Annotated in this window: 14 protein-coding genes and 3 pseudogenes; 7 read left to right on the top strand and 10 right to left on the bottom strand. The window is 39.5% G+C overall.

The features are described 5' to 3' along the window. Positions 1-85: 85 nt before the first annotated feature. From E2I05_RS13560 to purM, 5 genes and pseudogenes are all read right to left on the bottom strand, one after another. Positions 86-775: pseudogene (locus E2I05_RS13560) on the bottom strand (M28 family peptidase); the annotation flags it as partial. Positions 776-786: 11 nt separating this feature from the next. Beyond that, the gene (locus tag E2I05_RS13555; protein ID WP_133309417.1) at positions 787-1,932 is read right to left on the bottom strand and encodes an ISAs1 family transposase; all 1,146 of its coding nucleotides are present in this window, start codon (positions 1,930-1,932) and stop codon (positions 787-789) included. 78 nt (positions 1,933-2,010) lie between these two features. Continuing rightward, positions 2,011-2,985, bottom strand: a pseudogene (locus tag E2I05_RS13550) (PA domain-containing protein); the annotation flags it as partial. Positions 2,986-3,066: 81 nt separating this feature from the next. After that, positions 3,067-3,726, bottom strand: a complete 660-nt coding sequence (purN, locus tag E2I05_RS13545; protein ID WP_121851803.1) for a phosphoribosylglycinamide formyltransferase — start codon at positions 3,724-3,726, stop codon at positions 3,067-3,069. Then, positions 3,726-4,763, bottom strand: coding sequence for a phosphoribosylformylglycinamidine cyclo-ligase (gene purM, locus E2I05_RS13540; protein WP_121851802.1), 1,038 nt, complete (start codon positions 4,761-4,763; stop codon positions 3,726-3,728). Before purM ends, purN begins: the two co-directional genes overlap by 1 nt. 251 nt (positions 4,764-5,014) lie before the next feature. On the opposite strand from purM, the gene upp reads away from it, so the two are divergent. Beyond that, the gene (upp, locus tag E2I05_RS13535) at positions 5,015-5,641 is read left to right on the top strand and encodes a uracil phosphoribosyltransferase (RefSeq protein WP_121851801.1); all 627 of its coding nucleotides are present in this window, start codon (positions 5,015-5,017) and stop codon (positions 5,639-5,641) included. 122 nt (positions 5,642-5,763) lie between these two features. Next, positions 5,764-6,096, top strand: a complete 333-nt coding sequence (locus tag E2I05_RS13530; RefSeq protein ID WP_121851800.1) for a hypothetical protein — start codon at positions 5,764-5,766, stop codon at positions 6,094-6,096. Between the two features lie 137 nt (positions 6,097-6,233). Here E2I05_RS13530 and E2I05_RS13525 read toward each other — a convergent pair whose 3' ends face one another. Then, positions 6,234-6,464 (bottom strand): DUF2789 family protein, encoded by a 231-nt coding sequence (locus E2I05_RS13525; RefSeq protein WP_121851799.1) that lies wholly within the window; start codon positions 6,462-6,464, stop codon positions 6,234-6,236. A 337-nt stretch (positions 6,465-6,801) separates the two neighbouring features. Here E2I05_RS13525 and E2I05_RS13520 point away from each other — a divergent pair, with 337 nt between their 5' ends. After that, positions 6,802-8,319, top strand: a complete 1,518-nt coding sequence (locus E2I05_RS13520) for a hypothetical protein (RefSeq protein ID WP_121851798.1) — start codon at positions 6,802-6,804, stop codon at positions 8,317-8,319. A 724-nt stretch (positions 8,320-9,043) separates the two neighbouring features. Here the strand turns inward: E2I05_RS13520 and E2I05_RS13515 are convergent. The 3 genes from E2I05_RS13515 to pdsR all read right to left on the bottom strand — a co-directional run bounded on the left by E2I05_RS13515 (position 9,044) and on the right by pdsR (position 13,913). Then, on the bottom strand, positions 9,044-10,240 hold the full coding sequence (locus E2I05_RS13515; RefSeq protein WP_121851797.1) for a cystathionine beta-lyase: 1,197 nt from the start codon (positions 10,238-10,240) through the stop codon (positions 9,044-9,046). A 791-nt stretch (positions 10,241-11,031) separates the two neighbouring features. Then, entirely contained in the window at positions 11,032-13,227 is a 2,196-nt protein-coding gene (pdsS, locus tag E2I05_RS13510) for a proteobacterial dedicated sortase system histidine kinase (protein ID WP_121851796.1), read from the bottom strand. Beyond that, on the bottom strand, positions 13,224-13,913 hold the full coding sequence (pdsR, locus tag E2I05_RS13505; protein ID WP_121851795.1) for a proteobacterial dedicated sortase system response regulator: 690 nt from the start codon (positions 13,911-13,913) through the stop codon (positions 13,224-13,226). Before pdsR ends, pdsS begins: the two co-directional genes overlap by 4 nt. A 1,025-nt stretch (positions 13,914-14,938) precedes the next feature. Here pdsR and pdsO point away from each other — a divergent pair. From pdsO to E2I05_RS13480, 4 genes and pseudogenes are all read left to right on the top strand, one after another. Next, positions 14,939-15,688: a sortase-associated OmpA-like protein PdsO gene (pdsO, locus tag E2I05_RS13500; RefSeq protein ID WP_121851794.1), complete on the top strand. Its 750-nt coding sequence runs from the start codon at positions 14,939-14,941 to the stop codon at positions 15,686-15,688. 666 nt (positions 15,689-16,354) lie between these two features. Then, entirely contained in the window at positions 16,355-16,498 is a 144-nt protein-coding gene (locus E2I05_RS22085) for a hypothetical protein (protein WP_165905419.1), read from the top strand. A 226-nt stretch (positions 16,499-16,724) separates the two neighbouring features. Beyond that, a pseudogene (locus tag E2I05_RS13485) lies at positions 16,725-17,800 on the top strand (IS91 family transposase). Positions 17,801-18,153: 353 nt separating this feature from the next. Then, on the top strand, positions 18,154-18,624 hold the full coding sequence (locus E2I05_RS13480) for a low molecular weight protein-tyrosine-phosphatase (RefSeq protein WP_121851793.1): 471 nt from the start codon (positions 18,154-18,156) through the stop codon (positions 18,622-18,624). A 292-nt stretch (positions 18,625-18,916) separates the two neighbouring features. Here E2I05_RS13480 and E2I05_RS13475 read toward each other — a convergent pair whose 3' ends face one another. Beyond that, a complete protein-coding gene (locus E2I05_RS13475) occupies positions 18,917-20,236 on the bottom strand; it encodes a Na+/H+ antiporter family protein (protein ID WP_121851792.1) in 1,320 nt (439 codons plus the stop codon). Between the last annotated feature and the right edge of the window lie 87 nt (positions 20,237-20,323).

The raw sequence follows: 20,323 nt of genomic DNA, 5'->3' as shown, positions 1-20,323 counted from the left end.
AAGGTTATGCGTGTGGTTTATTGTACAATAAAGATATGGGAGTTATTGAGAACGGTATATTAAACCGTTCTCAAATAATAAATGATTAATTAGCTGGTCTTAATGAATGAAATTCAGTTCCTTCAAAATATCCAGGCCATTTCTTACTATTACCTAAATCTGCAGCGGCTTGACCATAAACGGCTAAGTCTTCTAGAGCACCATCGAGATTCCAGTCTTCTCTGTATTCATCACATACGTTGTGATAACAGCCTCTACGGATGTTCTGCATACTTGTTTTATAAGTCTCCGTGGCTTCATCGATAGGTTCATTACCGCCACCGGCAAAAACAGCAGGCACGCCATATTTAGCAAAGCTAAAATGATCGGAGCGGAAAAATCCACCAGACTCAGGATATTTTTCAGATTTTGTTACTCGGTTTTGTGTAGCAGCCGCGCTATCGAGATAATTTTCTAGTTGTGATTTACCTTTACCTATTATGGTGTAGTCTTTTGTGCGGCCATAAATGTTCGTGCTGTCTAAATTAAATACCGCGACAGTTTTGTCTATAGGGTACAGTGGATTATCTGCATAATATCGACTACCTAGTAATCCTTGTTCTTCACCTGTTGCGGCAATGAATGTCAGCGAGCGATTTAAACTTTTACCACTGTGTTTGAGTTTTGCAAATTGACGAGCAATTTCTAAAATTCCGGCAGTACCTGAAGCGTTGTCTAATGCGCCATTATAAATTTGATCGCCAGTTTTACTTTTATCTATTCCAATGTGATCCCAGCAGGGCGGGATTATGCTTTGATGAAATATTCACCAAACAAAATCTCAGCCCTAAATTTTGCATCCCAGCAGGCTCTCTGCATCTTGCCAGCAACACTGTCTTTTGAAGAGTGACTTTTAACTAAGTTCAAAATCTTTCTTCTGATTGTAGCCAAATTTTTTGCACCATCATCAGCATAAATTTTACAGGCATCCTCTTTAAAAGTGACATCGAGAACCCAATGCTGACTATTTTCAATTGCCCAATGCTTCCGTATATATTTAGCTATATCTTTCACATCACTGGCTAACGAAGTTATGTAGTAAGACGTTTCTTGACTTGATTTATTCTTCAGCTCTCGCATTCGAGTGACTTCAACAACGGCATGACTGCCTACAAATTTAGCTGTTTCGTCAAACCAATTTGTAATTGGCAAAAGGCGATAATGTCTTTCATTAATTCGTCCGTGCTCACCGTCTAATTCTGTAAAGTGATTCTTTTTTAAAAGCTCTGGTGTATCTCTATAGCACTTATGAAAATAAGCTTCAATTTCAGCAAGTAATTTACCTTGATTCTTTTTCACTTGAAGAACGTAATCACCTTTTCCCTCACGTATTAAGGCTGTAGTTTCTTTCTGGCAGTGCATGGCGTCAGCGGTAATAACTGCATTTTCAATGTCCATGTGTTTTAGCATAGATTGCATTACAGGGATTTCGTTCGTTTTAGTCGACGTTTCTTTTTGACGTATTATCAGTCCATTATCCACAACCATTGCCGTCATTAGTTGAAGCGCTGCTACGTTATCCCCGTGCTTAGAACCACAAGCCACTTTACCATCAAAGCTGATATGCTCTTTACCATCTCGTTCCCGTAATGTGTTGGAAAAGTTAATAAAGCAAGACATCATACTTTCGGCTTTAACACCTCTAATTATTCTTCCAATTGAATGTCTTGTCGGGATACCGTTACTAAATGGACGGTATTGTCTTAACCAATCTAATTGAGCTTCCCCAAAAATGTTGATGGCTTTCCACCCTGTCGCACCGCAAAGCACTGCGGCAATAGTAAGAAAAATAATATCCGCTAAATCATACTCTTTATTGGCTTCTACACGATGGTCTTCAATTTGCTCAATCTCTTTCATTACGTCCATAATCAGGCTCAAATCAGTATTCATTTGTCGATCTGATCATCGTTATAGAGGAAAGTTCAAAATTTCTTTAATTATTTTTTTCAAGACCTAAAGCGCGATCCCGCCCTGGTGATCCCAGTGTGCAACAAACAAAATATGCTCATCTTTCTGGACATTGCCGGGTAAGGTGGCTACGACATTGTAGCTGTTGGCGTATTCAACTTTATTTTTAAAGTTAATATCTGCTGTTTGATTTAGCTCAAGGTTTATTGGGCCATCTGCGGCTTTATCCATTAGTTGAGCTAAATTTTGATCCGAGCTTTTGAATAATGCTTCAGCTTTATCGAGCGTTATCCAACCTTCAACCTGTACTTTGCTATTTTTAGTGTCTGAAGATTGGGTTGCAAGATCTTGTTGAGCGCCTGTCCAGCTGTTTGCTACAACAGACCAAGGATAGGAGGCTGGCTCTGTATCATGGATGATTATGGCACCGATAGCACCTTGACGGCTGGCTTCTTCATACTTGTAATTCCAACGCCCATAATATGTCATTGCACGGCCGTTAAATTTACCTGAGTCTGGCCGAGCAAAACCTGGATCGTTAACCAGAATGACAGCAATTTTGCCTTTCATATCTAGACCTTGATAGTCGTTCCAATCATATTCAGCCGCATTTATGCCATATCCTACAAATACGAGCGGTGCCTTTTTAATATCAATATGCTTGAGATTATGCCGACTACCAATCACAACATCATTTGGTGATGTCAAAGTTAAGTCGCCTAATGATATGTCTGGTTCACCAAGCGTGGTGTAACTCACCATGGGAACGGCTTGTAAATATTTGCCGTTATTTGCTCCAATAAGTCCCATCTCTTTAAACGCTTTGGTGAGGTAGGTCAGAGTTTTCTTTTCACCTAACGTGGTTGGCGCTCGCCCCTCGAATTCATCTGAAGACAGGGCTTCGATGTCCCGACGGAAACGGTCTTCATTAAATTGCGAGGCAGTTATCGTTATTGAGTTAGGTGAATCAGTTTCAGGTTGGCTACTACAAGCAAAGAGTATCGAAGTAGCACAAAGAAGTAGAGGAATTCGCATTAAAGGTTCCTTTGTTATTTTTGTGTTCATAAAACGAAAAAAAGAGGCCGAAGCCTCTTAGTTATTGCCTTTTAATGACAATCAGTCTGGGGCATAGCCCTCAACTCCGAGCAATTGCCCATCAAGATAGCATTGACCGTTTTTCATTTGCAATCTTTGCTGACTAAACCACTTGACTACCATTGGGTAGATAGCATGCTCTTGCTCATGCACGCGTAGCGCTAAATCATGAGCAACATCTTCTTCATAAACAGGTACTTTTGCTTGAAGGATGGTCGGGCCTGCATCTAACTCAGGGATAACAAAGTGGACACTGGTTCCATGTACAAAGTCACCAGCATCAATAGCGCGTTGATGAGTATGTAAACCAGGATATTTCGGCAGTAAAGAAGGGTGGATGTTGATCATCTTACCCAAATAATCATTAACTAATTGTGGCGTTAGTATGCGCATAAACCCCGCAAGTACAATTAAGTCAGGTTGGTATTTATCAATGACAATTTGTAGGCGAGCATCGTAATCTTCACGAGTTTCACTTTCCTGAGCAATAACGGTACTGGTGTCAATTTCATGATGGTGAGCACGTATTAAGCCATAAGCATCAGGTTTATTGCTTATAACGCCGACTACTTCACCTAAAAGGTGATCATCACAGTTATCGATGATGGCTTGCAGATTGCTACCATTACCTGAAACCAATACAACTATACGACAAGGTTCTTTTGCACTAACGTCAATCATTAACGGATCTCTACTTGCTCTTCATTTTCTTGGCGGTCGGCAATTGTACCAATCAGCCATGCGTTTTCGCCTTCAGCGTTTAACAGCGTCAATGCTGCGTCAACTTCAGCTTGAGGGATAACGACTATCATACCAACTCCACAGTTAAAGGTGCGGTACATTTCATGTTCTGTGATGTTGCCATTGTTTTTGATCCAGTCAAAAACCACTGGCCACTGCCAAGACTTACCATCAATGACAGCTTTGGCATTTTCAGGGAGTACTCTTGGAATATTTTCCCAGAAACCACCACCGGTTATATGCGCCATTGCATGTACATCAGTCTGATCTGCAAGTTTCAATAAAGACTTAACATAAATAGTTGTTGGTTCAAGTAAGTGATCAATGAGTGGCTTGCCTGCTAAATCCTGTTGTGGATCAGCTTTGCTTACTTCGAGAACTTTACGGATCAGTGAATAACCGTTTGAGTGTGGACCACTCGAAGGTAGTGCGATTAAAGCGTTTCCAGCTGCAACTTTAGTTCCGTCAATGATATTAGCTTTTTCTACAACACCAACACAGAATCCAGCGAGGTCGTAATCTTCACCTTCATACATACCGGGCATTTCAGCGGTTTCACCCCCAATTAATGCACAGCCTGATTGAGAGCAGCCCTCAGCGATACCATTGACAACAGAGGTGGCAATTTCCACATCTAATTTGCCAGTTGCGTAATAATCAAGGAAGAATAGTGGTTCAGCACCTTGCACGATTAGGTCATTTACACACATAGCCACTAGGTCTACACCTACAGTGTCATGCTTGTGATAATCGATAGCGAGGCGCAATTTAGTGCCAACACCATCAGTACCAGAAACTAATACTGGTTGTTTGTATTTAGTCGGTAGTTCGCAAAGTGCACCAAAACCACCTAAATTTCCCATAACTTCAGGACGGCGAGTGCGTTTTACCGCAGATTTAATGTTATCAACTAATGCATTACCTGCATCAATGTCTACGCCAGCGTCTTTATAGCTCAGTGTGGTAGGAGTGCTCACAGAGGTTCCTCTTAGGGTACTTCGTTATTGGAATTTTTCGGGCGCTATTCTAACAGTTTGCGCGCACGTCCGAAAGTAAACGGTAACGCTTATTTAACAGAGTGCTGCACTTTTATTAAGCAGTTGTTTCAGTGTTTTAGCGATCTACTTCACGATTTGCTGCATTTGTGAAACTATATGTTTTATTGAAAAAACAAATACAATAGAATTCAGCCAATTTGCCTTTTTCCGACAATATAGAGGAATACGCCATGAAAGTCGTTGAAGTTAAACACCCACTTGTACGCCACAAAATTGGGCTAATGCGTGAAGGTGATATCAGTACCAAGCGTTTTCGCGAATTGGCGGCTGAAGTTGGTAGTTTGTTAACTTATGAAGCTACTGCTGATTTTGAAACTGAACGTGTGACAATTGAAGGCTGGAATGGTCCGGTTGAAGTGGATCAAATCAAAGGTAAAAAAGTAACCGTAGTACCAATTCTACGTGCAGGATTAGGAATGATGGACGGCGTTCTTGAACACATCCCTAGCGCACGTATATCTGTGGTCGGTGTTTACCGAGACGAAGAAACACTAGAGCCAGTTCCATATTTTGAGAAATTGGCCAGTGATCTTGAAGAACGTATTGCATTAGTTGTTGATCCAATGCTCGCAACAGGTGGATCAATGATTACAACTATTGATTTACTCAAAAAACGGGGCTGTACTTCAATTAAAGCGCTTGTTTTAGTCGCGGCGCCTGAAGGTATTGCTGCACTTGAAAAAGCACATCCCGATGTTGATCTTTATACCGCTTCTATCGATGAGTGCTTAAACGAAAAAGGTTACATATTGCCTGGTCTTGGTGATGCAGGTGATAAGATTTTCGGAACGAAATAACCCTTTGAATTGTTAGCGATTGCTTACTGTAATGATTGGTGCGTAGTTAATAAAAATTAACTGTACACCATTCATAAAGACGCTAAGATTTAACCTCACTTAATAAAATAGGTAGGTTAAGTTTGATTGATTTTAGTGAAGCCATTACTTTTGTCCCTAAAGCCGCTATTAAGACGCTAAAAGAATGCGCAGAGCAAATTTCATTAGGAAAAAATTTCGAATATAAAAGTATTGATGTGAAAGCTGCAACTAAGTATTCTGGCTTTTTTGGAGCTAATTTCGCGACAGTAAGGTTTTTTGTGCGATCTAATGCCACAGATAAAAGCAGAGCTAAAAAAATGGGTAGCTATCCAGCTGTCTTTAAATGCAATGTTCCTAATAAATATGATAGATGCTCAGTGATGTATAGGATATTTGTAGGCATAATGAATCCTCAAAAAGAGTTACAAATTTAACGGTTCGGCCTACCACTTATAGAATTTTGTAGTAGTGACGTAGTTTATGTTGTTATTCTCCATTCCTTTAGATTTTATTAAAGTCATATCTCCAATTTCAATTAACATAATTTGAGAGCGCTCTCTAATATTCATTTTTATCGAAGCATATTGTCAAGCTGATCGACTATTTCTGACCAATCTGCATCGTGCTCAATCATTTCTTTTAAGCAATCAGATTGTGCTTCGTTCCAACATTTTGCTTGGTAAATAGGAGTTCCAGCCGATAAGTTACCATTAAGCTTGATGAAATCTGCAATCGCTTCATCTGAACTTTTGAGTCCAAGTTGATCGAATAACGAGTTTAATGAGTGAATATGAGCTTCCATGGTTATCTCCAAAAAAAAAATGCAATTCGTGGAAAAGAGCTATTTGCTTTATTTGAGTCACAGTATATGGGTGTAGTTCGGGCTATATTTATAATAAAAGTATCTTAGATAGAGCATTTATAGATGAATACACAGCTTAAATGTTTTCAAGTTTATCCTCTTACATATTAAAAAAGATAACTCATTAAAAATACTTAATTAAATTGTGATGTTAAACAGCAATACACTAGGCTATGTTTGTATTGCCGAATGGCATTTGTGAATGGGACTTAAATGGCATCATCAACAGGCAGCAGGTAATGACATTTTTCCATAAGTAAACTTATTTGAGGTACGTTTGTTTTCACTTGGACTAGGGCTAGAAAAAACAACGCATAGCACATACTACATTGGCGCACACGCTGATAATTACTTTGCTGGAGAAACTGAAACTTATACAGTTAAAGGGTTACCGTCTACTTGTAAAAACTCAAAAGGAGAAGTAATCGCCGCTAAAAGTTTCCAACGATTCTGGTGTCCAGCCACAAGGGATATAACCCGATCGGTAAAAGTGGTAGATATGCGGCAAGTACCATTAGAACAATGGCTTATTAACCGCAGAGAAGCGAGAGACTTCCCCTTATATGAGTTAAGAGACCAATTGAAGCAACTGTATTTAGAAAAAGTAAAAATAAATTTTTCTAACCTAACATCAGAGCAACAAACTCTGATTAATGCATGTTTCAAGTTAGAAACTTTCTTACCAACATTTGCCGAAGTTGCGCGTGAACTTTATGAGCAACTCAATCCAATTGTTAGGCAGGCTCTACGGTTAAAACACAGTGAATGCAGCAATGAAACATTCAACCTTAACCGGATATGTCAGAGACCTATTACTCAAATTACTCAGTTACCATCAGAATGTGCTCCTGATATACAAATAGCAATTGCTAAACAGGATAAATGTCACCTACCTAATTTTAATGAGTGGACGGCGCATATTAAAATAGAAAAAGGCAAGTTACTGGATAGGTTATTGGTAAAAATGCTTAAAAAGGTGGGTTTTCTAAATGCTAATCCACAAATATTTGTTGGATTTGTTAACCCGATCTTAGCTGATCCTAAAGCTAAACGTGAGTTATTTATGGATGACAGTTGCTCGTCACACCCACTACACGGACAGCGAACTCATTTATTTCAGATATTAGCATTAACCAAAGTAGGAGTGTTGAATCAGCGGTTATTAGAATGGCTGATCGATTACAATTTTTGGAATGGCGTACTTGATACGGATAGGAGGATGCTCCCGTTAATCACCATTCAAAATCTGGGCAAAAAGGAAGTGGTGTACTACAGAGATATTGGACATGTGACTACGGGGATTGCTCCGGGGAACCTTAATATTCTATTTTTAGAACGTAAGTTCAGCGCTTCTATTCAAGCAGTCATTGATAGCAAAGATACTCTAAAACAAACAGAAATGTTGAATGTGTTTGGTAGAGCTTCGAAAATGAACGAACCATCAGTTGAGCTTACTCAGTTGCATAAAGAGATGGTTTCGCTAGAAGCTTATATTATAGATTCACTATATTCAGGTTTTCATAAAATGGGTATAGAAGGGCTGCATTTTCTTTATGGTATTGAGATTGAACGGATAATTGATGTAGAAAGAGCTCGAAAATATATATCGAAAGGTTACAGTGTTACTGTATCAAAATCGATTTGGCCTGCAGGACCTCATCCAGAGGAGTTTTATGTTGATGGGAAACCTGTCTGGGGAATTGTTTTTAATGGGGTGGATACTTTTGATGCTTGGTATTCAAAATTAGAGGATAAAAAACTCTGCTTTATCGTCGATAAAAAGCTTTCTCCTTAATTTCTTCCAGATGAAAGAAGTGGATAAGATACCAGGGGCTGTTTATCTTTCGTGATTATTTTTGCAACGTTAATTGGTCGTTTTATACAAGACAGAGCTTGTGCGGTTTGGTATTCCAAATAAGCAAGCGATAACGCAGTAGAAATGACTAATTTACGCTGTCTAAGATGCTTTTGAGTGTTCACTATTCTGTGTTGTAACCCGTTTACTTAGATGACTAAGCTTCATTGCTTACGCCTTGAACAGATAAAAGCTCAAATAGCACAAAATTCAATCCTGAAAGATAAACAGCCCCTAATACCAATTACAGTAATTAATCTCTCACTCACTCAGCAAGAGCTAAAGGGTTTCAGTGCAAGGCACAAGCTCGAAGTACTATATTCCCTACAGCCGCCATACGAAGCTGGCGTTCAACGCACTTCATGCTTTTGTCGGGATAATTCAATTGCTTGTAACACAGTAATGGAACCCTTTAGCCTTGCTCTTCGGGAGCTTGTATGTGCTCACTTTGGTTTTTAAAGAATACTTCTCAAAATTGTCTTGACGTAGCAATGTAATAACGACAGCTTTGTATGTTGGTAACAACTACGCCTTCATTATGCCTTCATCAATTTCGATTGCACTTTGAGCACATACATAGCTCTGAGTTGAGCATTTAATTACTGTAATTGGTATAATATCCACTTAAAGATTATTTTATCCTATACCTATGTCATAGCAGCGATCAGCTTTTGTTTATTATAAAATTATAACGGTCGAAGGCTGCTTGTAAGTCCGTAATTAAGTCTTCTGTGTCTTCTAATCCAATATGCAGCCGAATGAGTGGTTTGGTTTCATCCCACTTATTGATGCTTCTAATTCTATTAACATCAAAAATTCCTAAGATAAGGCTTTCATAACCTCCCCATGAAAACCCCATTTTAAAGTGTTGCATGCCTTCAACAAAAGCGGTGACACTTTCAATATCGCCACGTTTTAGTGCAAAAGAAAATAGTCCATTCGCTGCACTAAAGTCGCGTTTAAAAAACTCATGGCCGGGGCAAGACTCAAAAGCAGGGTGACGGATATGATCGATCTCTGGCCGCTCCGATAGCCATTGAGCAATTTCTAAAGCATTTTTTTCGTGTTGTTTCATACGAACGCCAAGAGTTCTTAATCCTCGTGCGGCAAGGTACACGTCGTCAGCAGAAGCACATTGTCCCATGAGATAACTATTCTCACGTAACTGTGGCCAATGTTGTTCGTTTGCTGTGGCAGTGCCTAACATGACATCTGAGTGACCACAGATATATTTCGTTGCGGCTTGGATTGAAATATCGATTCCTAAATCAAACGGTCTGCAATTAATCGGAGAGGCCCAAGTGTTATCTAATATCGTGATTAAACCATGTTGATGAGCAATCTCACACAAGGTTGGTACATCTTGCACTTCCATAGTCAGCGAGCCCGGCGATTCTAAAAATAGCACTTTGGTGTTTGGTTTTATTAGTTCTCGGATGCCATGGCCAATCATAGGATCATAGTAGCTAGTCTCGATACCGTACCCTGCGAGCAATTTGTCACAAAGATCACGGGTGGGTTCGTAAACACTATCGACCATAAGCAAATGATCGCCAGATTTTAGAAAAGATAAAAGTGAACCACTGATTGCGGCTGCGCCAGAAGGGTAAAGTGCGGTACCTGCCCCACCTTCAAGTTCGGAAACGGCTTCTTGAAAAGAGAAATGTGTGGGGGTGCCACGCCGACCATAAAACATCACTTTATTCGCACGATTTTTTATCGCATGACGCATATCTTTCATCGTGTCGAATACAACGGTTGATGCTCGATACACTGGCGTATTTACAATACCGCTCGTCCATTTTTTATCGCGGCCAGAACTAGCGATTTGAGTATTTAGCTTTTTTGTTTTATGGCTCATTTTTAAGATCCTAAGACACAGTCATGAAAAAGTAGGCTTATTTTTTGTCTGTACTACTGGTGTAAATGCGCATAATGACAACTTTAAGTATAAAAAGAACAGCAAAAAAGGATAGCCCTATTAGGGGCTGTTTATCTTTCAGGATTAAATTTTGTGCTATTTGAGCGTTTATCTGTTCAAGGCGAAAGCAGTGAAGCTTAGTCATCTAAGTAAACGGGTTACAACACAGAACAGTGAACGTTCAAAGCATTTAAGACAGCGTAAATTGGTCATTTCTACTGCGTTATCGCTTGCTAATTTGGAATACCAAACCGCACAAGCTCTGTCTTGTATAAAACGACCAATTTATCGCTGCAAAAATAATCACGAAAGATAAACAGCCCTAGAAGACCAATTAACGGGTTTTCTTTTGTTGCCCACAGTATAAATTCTATAGCAAACTACTCTTGATTTTTGTATTAATACCAATTACAGCAATTAACTTCCCACTCAGCAATAGCTAAAGGGTTTCAGTACAAGGCGCAAGTTTGAGGTACTATATACCCTAACGGCCGCCACACAAAGCTGGCGTTCAACGCACTTCGTGCTCTTGTCGGGATAATTCAAAAACTTGCAACGCAGTAATGGAATCCTTTAGCCTTACCCTTCGGGTGCTTGTATGTGTCCAAATTACTACGCAAAATTGTCTTAACGTAGCAATGTAATAACGACAGTTTTGTATGTCGGTAATAACTATGTCTTCATCAATTTCACTTGTACTTTGAACACATACATAGCTCTGAGTTGGGTATTTAATTACTGTAATTGGTATAAGTATCACTTAAAGGAAGTGAAACGACGATAGCAACGCCGGGTGTATCGTCACGATTAATGGCTTTAATGGTGCCATGATGAAATTTGGCTATCATGGCCGAAATATATAACCCAAGACCCAAGTGGGGTTGTTCGTCACTGTTTGTCATTCTAATCGATATCATAGAATTAAAAACGTCACTCTCCATGCCTTCAGGTAAGTAGGCTCCTTCGTTTCTAACAGATAATTCCGCCGTATTGTTTACCTTAGAGAGTCGAATTTCAATTGGGTCGGTTACAGATGAAAATTCAACGGCGTTATTAACGAGCTTGTCTAATAGTTGTGCAATATTATCAGCCACGCCTAATACAGGTAATGGGTAGGGTACAGTTTTTAAAATAATTTTATATTTAGGAAAGGCGATTTGATGTCCTTGCAAGCAGCCTTTGACCACTTCTTGAAGATCAAATTGATGCATATGCTCATGTTTCAGCGTGGTTTCAAGTCGGCTTGCTTCTGTCATGTTGTAGAGGATGGTATTAAGACGTTTTAAACCATTTTGCGCTCGGTCAATGTATTTTTGTTGCTCATCTGATGCTGAAATCTGTACGTGTTCAAGAGAAGAACGTACGACAGTAATAGGCGTTCTTAATTCATGAGATAAACGAGAACTCATGTTTTCAAGGTAATGATTATACTTACCGAGGCGTTGAAGCATTTGTGAAAAGCTACGAGTCAAGTCGCCAATTTCATCTTTCGAGGTAGATAAAACGTGAGTGTTGAGCACTTTTCCTTGTGGATCAATCGCTTTTTCGGTGTGATCTCGCAACCGAGACAGCCGCCGTGAAATGCTGGCCGAAAAAATAAGTACACCAATACTGGCGATTAACAGCACGATGAAAAGTGTATTAAAAAGTTGTTGCATCGCATGGTTTCGAAGTTGTCTTATGCCTAGGGTGGTTTGTTCAGTAACAACCACGCCAATAATGACTCCATCATTCCATATTGGCGTAGCGGCAGAAATAATTTCTGTTTTTTTGTCCGGTGTTAATTGAGTTTGACTGCTAGAAAATCCTTTCAAAGCTTTTTCAACAATAGGGTTAGCCATCGCTGTAATGTCATTGTGAGGGTCAACAAACTCTATTGATGTTGATTGGGTGAAAAGGTTTAAAATTGGCTGAGTGATAGATGATACCCATCTTTCATTTTTGTTTACGTCTTCAATGACGGTGTTCCATGTACTCGCAGGAGAATGGATATCACCACTTTTTGTTAGCACTTGTCCTAAATTGTTTAAAACCCAAATACGGGCGTCGTTATAACTCAGGGCATCGATAATTTCATCAATATCTGTTGATGGAATGGCAAGCCTACCTAAGCTAGCGCTTGAATCTAGAGGGCTCGAAGCAATAATAACTTTATTTTGGCTTACGTCATCAGGGTCAACAAAGTAACTGCTAATACTAAACTTATTGCCTACAAGCGTAAGTGGCATGCTTAGCTCAACTAAAAAGCCATTAGCCGTTTTACTCCATAACCCGTTGATTTGTTTTTCTGGCGTTAGAGGATTAACCAGAGCTGGATTGGAGGGAAGGGAATAGCCTTGTATTTTCCCATCTTTGAAAGCTGAAATTAAGTACCGTTTAAACTGACCATTTTTAAGCTGAGTCGCTAAGATAAAATGATCATTTCTATCCTGCCGCAAATTTTCTTTAGAGCGATAATTAATTACAGGTGCTTTAGCATTAATAGCGGTAAAAAGTGACTGTTGATAACGCCCTAAAAACACATCTAAACCATAGTCATCATCTGCGACTGTTGCGCTTTTGTAGGAGATAAATGACAAACCTAAATGTTTAAATTTATTTTGATTCTGCTTCCAGTCATTAGTATTTCCGCGAAATAAAACGGAATGATTTAATGGATAAACATAAAAGTCTTTTGGGCGAAACTCTTGTTTTGCAGTATTAAGTTGTGCAAATAACTCAGGTCGTTGGTGTAATGCGGTGGCAACAGCTTGACTTGTGCCTGAAAGCGTATGCTGTTGGCTAACTTGTAAATAACGTTCAATTTCCCACAAATACCGAAAACCGAACCATGGTAATGCAGCAAAAAAAAGCAAAATAAGTATTAACTTTGTTCTGATACTAATTGCAGGAATGAATTGGCTGATCCATTTTAAAACTTGGTTCATTCAGCACTATCCCAACGATAGCCCATACCGTAAACAGTATTAATACAATCAAACTCGGTATCAATTTTGATGAATTTCTTTCTGATCCTTTTGATGTGTGAAGTGATTGTACTGTCATCGACATAAATTTTAGCATCAGTCATAAGATCATCACGGCTACGGACGTGACCGGGACGTTTCGCTAAAGCAAACACCATCCAAAATTCAGTCACGGTCAGCTCTACTATTTTATTCGACCAACTTACTTGCATTTTATCGGCATCAATTTGTAGATTTCCATGTAATATAATTTCTGATTCTTTTTGAATTAGAGATGCTTCGCTTCGGCGAAATAATGCAGCGATTCGAGCAAGAAGGTGAGGGAAGCTTGTATCTTTACTTAAATAGTCGTCAGCACCTAATCGTAAACCACTCACAATATCAAAATCACTGTCTCGGGCTGTTAAAAAGATAATAGGCAAGGTTGCTGATTTAGCGCGTAATGCTTGGCAAAGTATAAAGCCACCATCGAGTTCATCTTCTAGACCGATATCAATAATGGCTAAATCAGGTAGTTGAAGAGAAAAAGCTTGCATAGCATCAGCACGATTAGGGAATCCTTGCACGCTGTAACCGTGGCTTTGCAGTAATTCTTTATAGTTTTCTCTAATGATGGCTTCATCTTCGACAATGGCAATGCGTTTCATACAAATTGATTCATAAATTAACTGCTTAACGTATTGTTGACTATACAGAAAACCGCGTTTTATTGAAGCTTAAACCTAAATAAATCGGTTGAATGCACAATTTAACTTTAATTTATTGAAGTTAAATAAAAAATTAAGCAACCCTAATTCACCCAACAGGTGAGTGCTGAGCATTCATATACTTGCCAAAATCACCGCTAGCTGCGTTATAAATTTTGCAAGTAGAAACGAAGTAACGACAGTTTTGTATGTCGGTAACCACTACTTGCTGCTATTCATGCCTTGCTATCAGTAATTTTTTCTGCGTATATGAACGCTCCCAACCGATTTATACCAATTACAGTAATTAATCTCTCACTCAGCAAGAGCTAAAGGATTTCAGTGCAAGGCACAAGCTCGAAGTACTATATTCCCTACGACTGCCATAGCAAAGCTGGCGTTCAACGTACTTCGTGCTTTTGTCGGGATAATTTAAGTGCTTGTAACGCAGCAATGGAACCCTTTAGCCTTGCCCTTCGGGAGCTTGTGTGTGCTCAAATTACTTCTCAAAACTGTCTTGACGTAGCAATGTAATAACGACAGTGTATGTCGGTAACAACTATGTCATCATCAATTTCGATTGCGCTTTGAGCACATACATAGCTCTGAGTTGAGCATTTAATCTCTGTGGGTTTAATTCCCCGCCCCTTGGGGGCGAAGTAACCAATGAGATACTTTTGTTATCATACCGGCGAAGGCTGGTATCCAGTGACTTTTCTAGAAAAGAGCAAAGGCATTAGACTCCAGCCTTCGCTGGAGTGATGATACTGTAAAATTATACCCCGCTGCTTGCGGCGGGGTTGTTGATTTACTGTAATTGGTATTATTTAGGTTAAATAATGGTTAGGAGTGAATTGCCATATTATTGCCACTATTGATGTCAAATTTGTCTTTTTTACTGCCGAATGTGGTCAGTCTTCTCATGTTTAATGTGTCTATCGAAACAAAGCATCATCAATCAAGAATCAATAAAGGCGGAACTTAATATGAAAAAGTCACTTATCACAACGGTTGTAATCGGCAGTTTACTTGCATCAAACATAAGCTTTGCTGCAGCATCAAATCAAGAAGTTGAACCACATGGTGAGCAAGAACAACTTATTGGTTTTGGATCTGGCTTAATCATTGGCGCTTTAGTTGGTGGACCAGTTGGAGCTGTAATCGGAGCCTTCACTGGTGGCGTTGTCGGTAAAAGTGTTGCTGATGATACCAAGCTAGATAGCCAACAGGTAAAAATTAACGAACAAGAAATGAGAATTGCACGCTTAGCCAGTAAAAGTGAAAAATATGACGATTTAGCGCATCGTTATAGTCTTAGCCAGCAAAAACTCAATCAATTGAGCCAAGCTGATAAAATAAAACTAGATGAATTGGCATTAGGCATGAATGTGCAATTTAGAACTGGATCATCAAAAATTGAACCGATTTTCGAAAAGCAGTTAAATGAAGTTGCAGAAATAATGAAGATCTCAACAGCGATGAAACTGGACTTATCAGGCTATGCCGATCGAACGGGGAAAAGCCAGTTTAATCAAGAGCTATCTGAAAAGCGTATGTCAGCCGTATTAAATTATTTAGTTGAAAGAGGCATTGAACAGAGCAGATTTATTACTCAGGCCTATGGTGACACAGCCCCATTAACTGCAGAGTCATCTTTGGAAAATAACTTTTTTGATAGACGAGTAACATTAAAGCTTGTACCAAGCAGTGTTGAAGGGGTTATGGCTAAAAATTAACAATAAGTCTAGAAATGGTAATGAAAGTCGGTAGCAGCGAAAGGTAGCTACCGACGATATTTTCTAAAGTTTTTTACTGTTAAGCTGTGAATGTAGCTTGTTGATAGTTGATATCACCTATACTAATTGTATCTTTGAATTCAGCATAAGGCTCTTCGGCAAACTTAGTTTCACGCATTTGAATTACTAAACGACCAAAGGTCTCACCAGCTAACAACTCACCGTATAATGCTATTATATCTTCTTTCAGTATTTTTTTTTGAGTCCGAGGTACAACTATGAGCTACGAAACGGCTCTCCTGTGCGGTGGATAATTTTCTGTTATATATTTATAGAATACCTTAAAGCTGAATATTGTTGTATTTACCTTTTCAGTGCGTTATTTTTTAGCTTGTTAATTCATTCACTTATAGAGTAATGTTATGACGCTAGGGTACACTACTGATCAACAATCAATATTTAGTTACGTGTTCAAAAGTCTCCAACAATACCCAAGCGAAGCAGCATCCTATCTGAAGTTTGAGGTTTCAAGGTTTGATGATGATGAATACTTACAACAGTGTTATCAAATATTAAGCAGCACCGATAGACAAAAGCTGTATGATTTTTTCAACAAAGAACCATCGTCGACTCATTCTTGTATGAAGTATTGTAAGAAGGCAAGTAATGTTTTCCGACGTTTTGCAACTAAGCTCTGCTCAATGGGGCATCAAGCCTAATGTAGCCATTTACAATGCCTTTATCACGGTATGTGCTAAAACTGGCAGTTTGATAGTGCTTGGCAACTGGTGTGTGGTGGCAAGCCCGTAATGGCACCTCATCTACAAGAAAATCAGCCCTCATTCACTGAGACATTGTTTCGCCACTCATTTATTGGAACCTGGTTCGATTTACGTAGCCTACAAGCGCTGCTCGGCCATGCCAGTCTCAACACAACCTTAATGTATACACAATTAACGGAGGTGGAGCAGCAAAACTCACGAAACACCATGGAGCAATTGACGAATGAGTTACCGCTAGAGTGGAGGACAATATAATGCGTTTTGTTGATATTTTGTCCGATAACCATTCTGATTTCATCCAGCAGTATCAATCACGATTAACCTCATCCATGTACCAAGCGATGAATGCGATGCTCCGTTGCAAGACTCAAACCCAAGGCGTGAGTCAATGGGATTGCAGCCACTGTCAGCAACAGGTCGAGTGTCCGTTATCCTGTGGTCATCGCAGTTGCAGTCAATGCCAACCATAACACCACCGAAGATTGCCTTAATCGTCAACAGATAAAACTACTGCCTGTTGACTATTATATGGTCACCTTTACGCTACCATTTGAACTTCGAGCCTTAGCGCAACGACATGAGAAAGACATTTACAACGCCATGTTTCAAGTGAGTGCCAGCGTACTCAAAGATTTTGGAAATAATGCTACCCGAACACAAGCCAATGTTGGTTTTACGTCGGTATTACACACGCACAGACGACGTCGAGATTATCATCCTCACCTGCACATTATTGTTCCTGCCGGTCGCTTTGATAGCAAACGACGACAATGGCAAAAGAAAAAGGCAAAGTATCTATTCAATGCTTTTAACCTGGCTAAAGTTTGGCGTTTTAGGTTGCTTGAAGCGTTGATGGCGGTTGGATTAACTCTACCTGATAATCTGCCAAAAAAAGTGGGTTGTGGACTGCACCAAAGTCGGTCGAGGAAAATCGGCGTTACAATATCTGTCGAGGTATTTGTATCGCGGCGTACTGCCGGACAAAGACATTATCAACGTGACTCAAGATGAAGTGACGTTCCGTTACAAAGACAGTAATACGAAACAAACTCAAATTCGTACTCTGGCGACGTTGGAATTTCTGTGGCTCATCATTCAACATGTGATACCGAAAGGGTTTCGACGAGTGCGAGATTATGGATTACTGGCTGGCGCTAATCGAAAAAAGCTGAAAGAAATTCAACATCTGCTGGAGATACTGCTCGGCTGTGCATTACCCGAAATTGACACAGTAAGAACCAAGGCTATTAAGCTGTGCGCCTGCTGTAAGCAGCCAATGCAATTTATGGGAATAAAGAAAACATTGCGCTTTAGCGTGCCATTCGACTAACCCAAGTAACATCAATAATAAAGATAATGGCATTACTCAATTGAGGGCGTTGTAACCAGAAAATTTACAGCATGACGCAACAAGAATATTGGCAGTTTTGTTAAAAACTCAAACGGCCAAGGAGTAGGCATATCTACAACAAAGTGAGTCATTAAAAAAGCTCACTCACATCACCGATTTTCGACAGAGATATTTGCATATATAAAGTAGAAAACACAGAGAATGGCCTATTCAACAACCAGATAAGATGGCGGCTACGCGCCATCTATCCTTATTTATTGGAAAACTCTATTTAAACCCAATGAAGAGTATGCATAATAGTAATTACAGAGCGATAAACGTTGAGCAACTCAATGAACCAATTAAAAATTCAATCAATTCTTTTTGTTTGTATGGGCAATATTTGTCGTTCACCGACTGCTGAAGCTATTTTTAGAAAAAAGCTTAGCGTTGCTGGGATAAAAGACATTAGGTTAGAAAGTGCAGGAACATTGGGCTTTCATCAAGGAAGTTTGCCCGACTTTAGATCGAGAAAAGTGGGGGAAAGCAGAGGCGTTTCTTTTGATGGAATCACCGCGCGCAAAGTCGTAGCCGCTGATTTTGAAAAGTTTGATTTAATACTGGCGGCTGACGAAAGTAACATAAAAGAGCTTATGTTGGTGTGCCCGAATCAGTATCAGCACAAGATTCACCTAATTTTATCTTATTGCGGATTAGACGTTACAGAAGTGCCCGACCCATATTATGGCGGAGACGATGGTTTTGATTATGTGTTTGAGCTAGTAGAACAGAGTGCTGATAACTTTATAGCAGAATTGAATTAAGGATAAAGGCAAACAATGTTTGTTGCCTTTATCCTAGAAACATCAGTTGACTGCGTTCTCAAGCGTAGAAAAAATGGCTGATATTAAGACGTAGCTTGCAGCAAGTAGTTATTCTACTTGCAAAAGTTACAACGCAGATAGCAGTCATTTTAGCAAGCTTGTGAGCGTAGAGCATTTCACTCATTGGGTGAAAAACATGATAATAAAATCAGCCAATTGCTCAAACAGTTACTCATATACTCAGCGTTCAACTGATGTTTTTAGGTTTATCCAGTTCAGGTGTAAACACGAATTATAACGTCACAGCCGCAATCCAACCAAAGATTACAAGGGGTATATTGTAATGGATAAAGGTTGGAATAACGCTGTCTCGCATATGATCATGTTGGCCATCGGCATTAAGTCCTGCAGTGGGGCCTAGTGTTGAGTCTGAAGCTGGTGAACCTGCATCTCCTAATGCCGCTGCGGTGCCAACGAGCGCAATGGTGGCGGGGATGGAAAAACCGAATTGCATAGCGAGTGGCACATAAATAGCTGCGATAATGGGAATTGTTGAAAAGGATGAACCAATGCCCATGGTAATGAGTAGCCCTACGATAAGCATCAATAGTGCACTAAGAGGTTTGTTGTCACCAATAAGTAAATTAATCGAGTCTACTAAAGTGGATATTTCGCCCGTTTGTTTAATAACGGCGGCAAAACCTGCAGCGGTAATCATGATAAAGCCTATATTCGCCATCATTCTAACGCCTTGCGTAAAGATGTCTTGATCTGTTACATCTTTTAAAACTCCCGATAGGCTGAAGACAATGAAACCAACCAAAGCACCAAATATCATCGAGTCAGTATAAATTTGCACAAATAAAGTGGTTACAGTTGCTATTATTGCGACGATAATTTTTCGTTTATCGATTTGTTTTAATTTAACGAGTTCAACTTGCTCGTCATTACGATAATTACGTGGTTTACGATAACTGAATAAAATAGCAATCAATAAACCAAATATCATACCTAAAGCTGGAATCAACATGGCAGTGGGAACTTGCTCTCTTACCGCATTTAAACCATTTATATTTAAATTGTGTAGCAAAATATCTTCAAGGAATATCCCGCCAAAGCCAACGGGTAGGATCATATAAGTGGTGACAAGGCCGAAAGTGAGGATGCAAGCTACTAATCGTCTATCTATCTTAAATTGAGTCATCAAACCTAAAAGTGGGGGGATCATAATCGGAATAAAGGCGATATGGATCGGAAGTAGGTTCTGTGAACTGACAGCCATAGCAAGAATGGCAAACAACATGAGCCATTTGACAACAAGAACATTGGAACTTGTGGGAGATTGGCCTAACTTAGATATAATGGATTGAGACAACCAATCAGTTATTCCAGAATGGGATAAGGCTACGGCAAAAGCGCCGAGCAAAGCATAGGCAAGGGCTATTTTAGCTCCACCACCTAAGCCGCTATTGAATGCATCGATAGTAGAAGTAATATCCATTCCAGACAATAAACCAGCCACTAAACTACTGACAGTCAGAGAAATGACAACACTAACCCTAAACAAGCTTAATAACATCATTAAGCAGACTGCAACTACAACAGCATTCATATTATTATTATCCTAGCAAAACGGTGAACATGTATTTATGCCCTTGTTTTAAGTAAGTGTAAAGTCCCAATATTGTTGATTTTTTAT

Source organism: Parashewanella spongiae, assembly GCF_004358345.1.
In the GTDB taxonomy this organism is placed as follows: Bacteria; Pseudomonadota; Gammaproteobacteria; order Enterobacterales; family Shewanellaceae; genus Parashewanella; species Parashewanella spongiae.
Note: the sequence above shows the minus strand (reverse complement) of the source record. Positions and strands in the feature narration are given on the sequence as shown.

Bases quoted from the DNA above. Each gene is read 5' to 3' on its own strand.
- E2I05_RS13555 (WP_133309417.1), bottom strand. From the start codon at position 1,932: ATGAATACTGATTTGAGCCTGATTATGGACGTAATGAAAGAGATTGAG.
- purN (WP_121851803.1), bottom strand. From the start codon at position 3,726: ATGATTGACGTTAGTGCAAAAGAACCTTGTCGTATAGTTGTATTGGTT.
- upp (WP_121851801.1), top strand. From the start codon at position 5,015: ATGAAAGTCGTTGAAGTTAAACACCCACTTGTACGCCACAAAATTGGG.
- E2I05_RS13525 (WP_121851799.1), bottom strand. From the start codon at position 6,464: ATGGAAGCTCATATTCACTCATTAAACTCGTTATTCGATCAACTTGGA.
- E2I05_RS13515 (WP_121851797.1), bottom strand. From the start codon at position 10,240: ATGAGCCATAAAACAAAAAAGCTAAATACTCAAATCGCTAGTTCTGGC.
- pdsS (WP_121851796.1), bottom strand. From the start codon at position 13,227: ATGAACCAAGTTTTAAAATGGATCAGCCAATTCATTCCTGCAATTAGT.
- pdsR (WP_121851795.1), bottom strand. From the start codon at position 13,913: ATGAAACGCATTGCCATTGTCGAAGATGAAGCCATCATTAGAGAAAAC.
- pdsO (WP_121851794.1), top strand. From the start codon at position 14,939: ATGAAAAAGTCACTTATCACAACGGTTGTAATCGGCAGTTTACTTGCA.
- E2I05_RS22085 (WP_165905419.1), top strand. From the start codon at position 16,355: ATGTTTTCCGACGTTTTGCAACTAAGCTCTGCTCAATGGGGCATCAAG.
- E2I05_RS13480 (WP_121851793.1), top strand. From the start codon at position 18,154: ATGAACCAATTAAAAATTCAATCAATTCTTTTTGTTTGTATGGGCAAT.
- E2I05_RS13475 (WP_121851792.1), bottom strand. From the start codon at position 20,236: ATGAATGCTGTTGTAGTTGCAGTCTGCTTAATGATGTTATTAAGCTTG.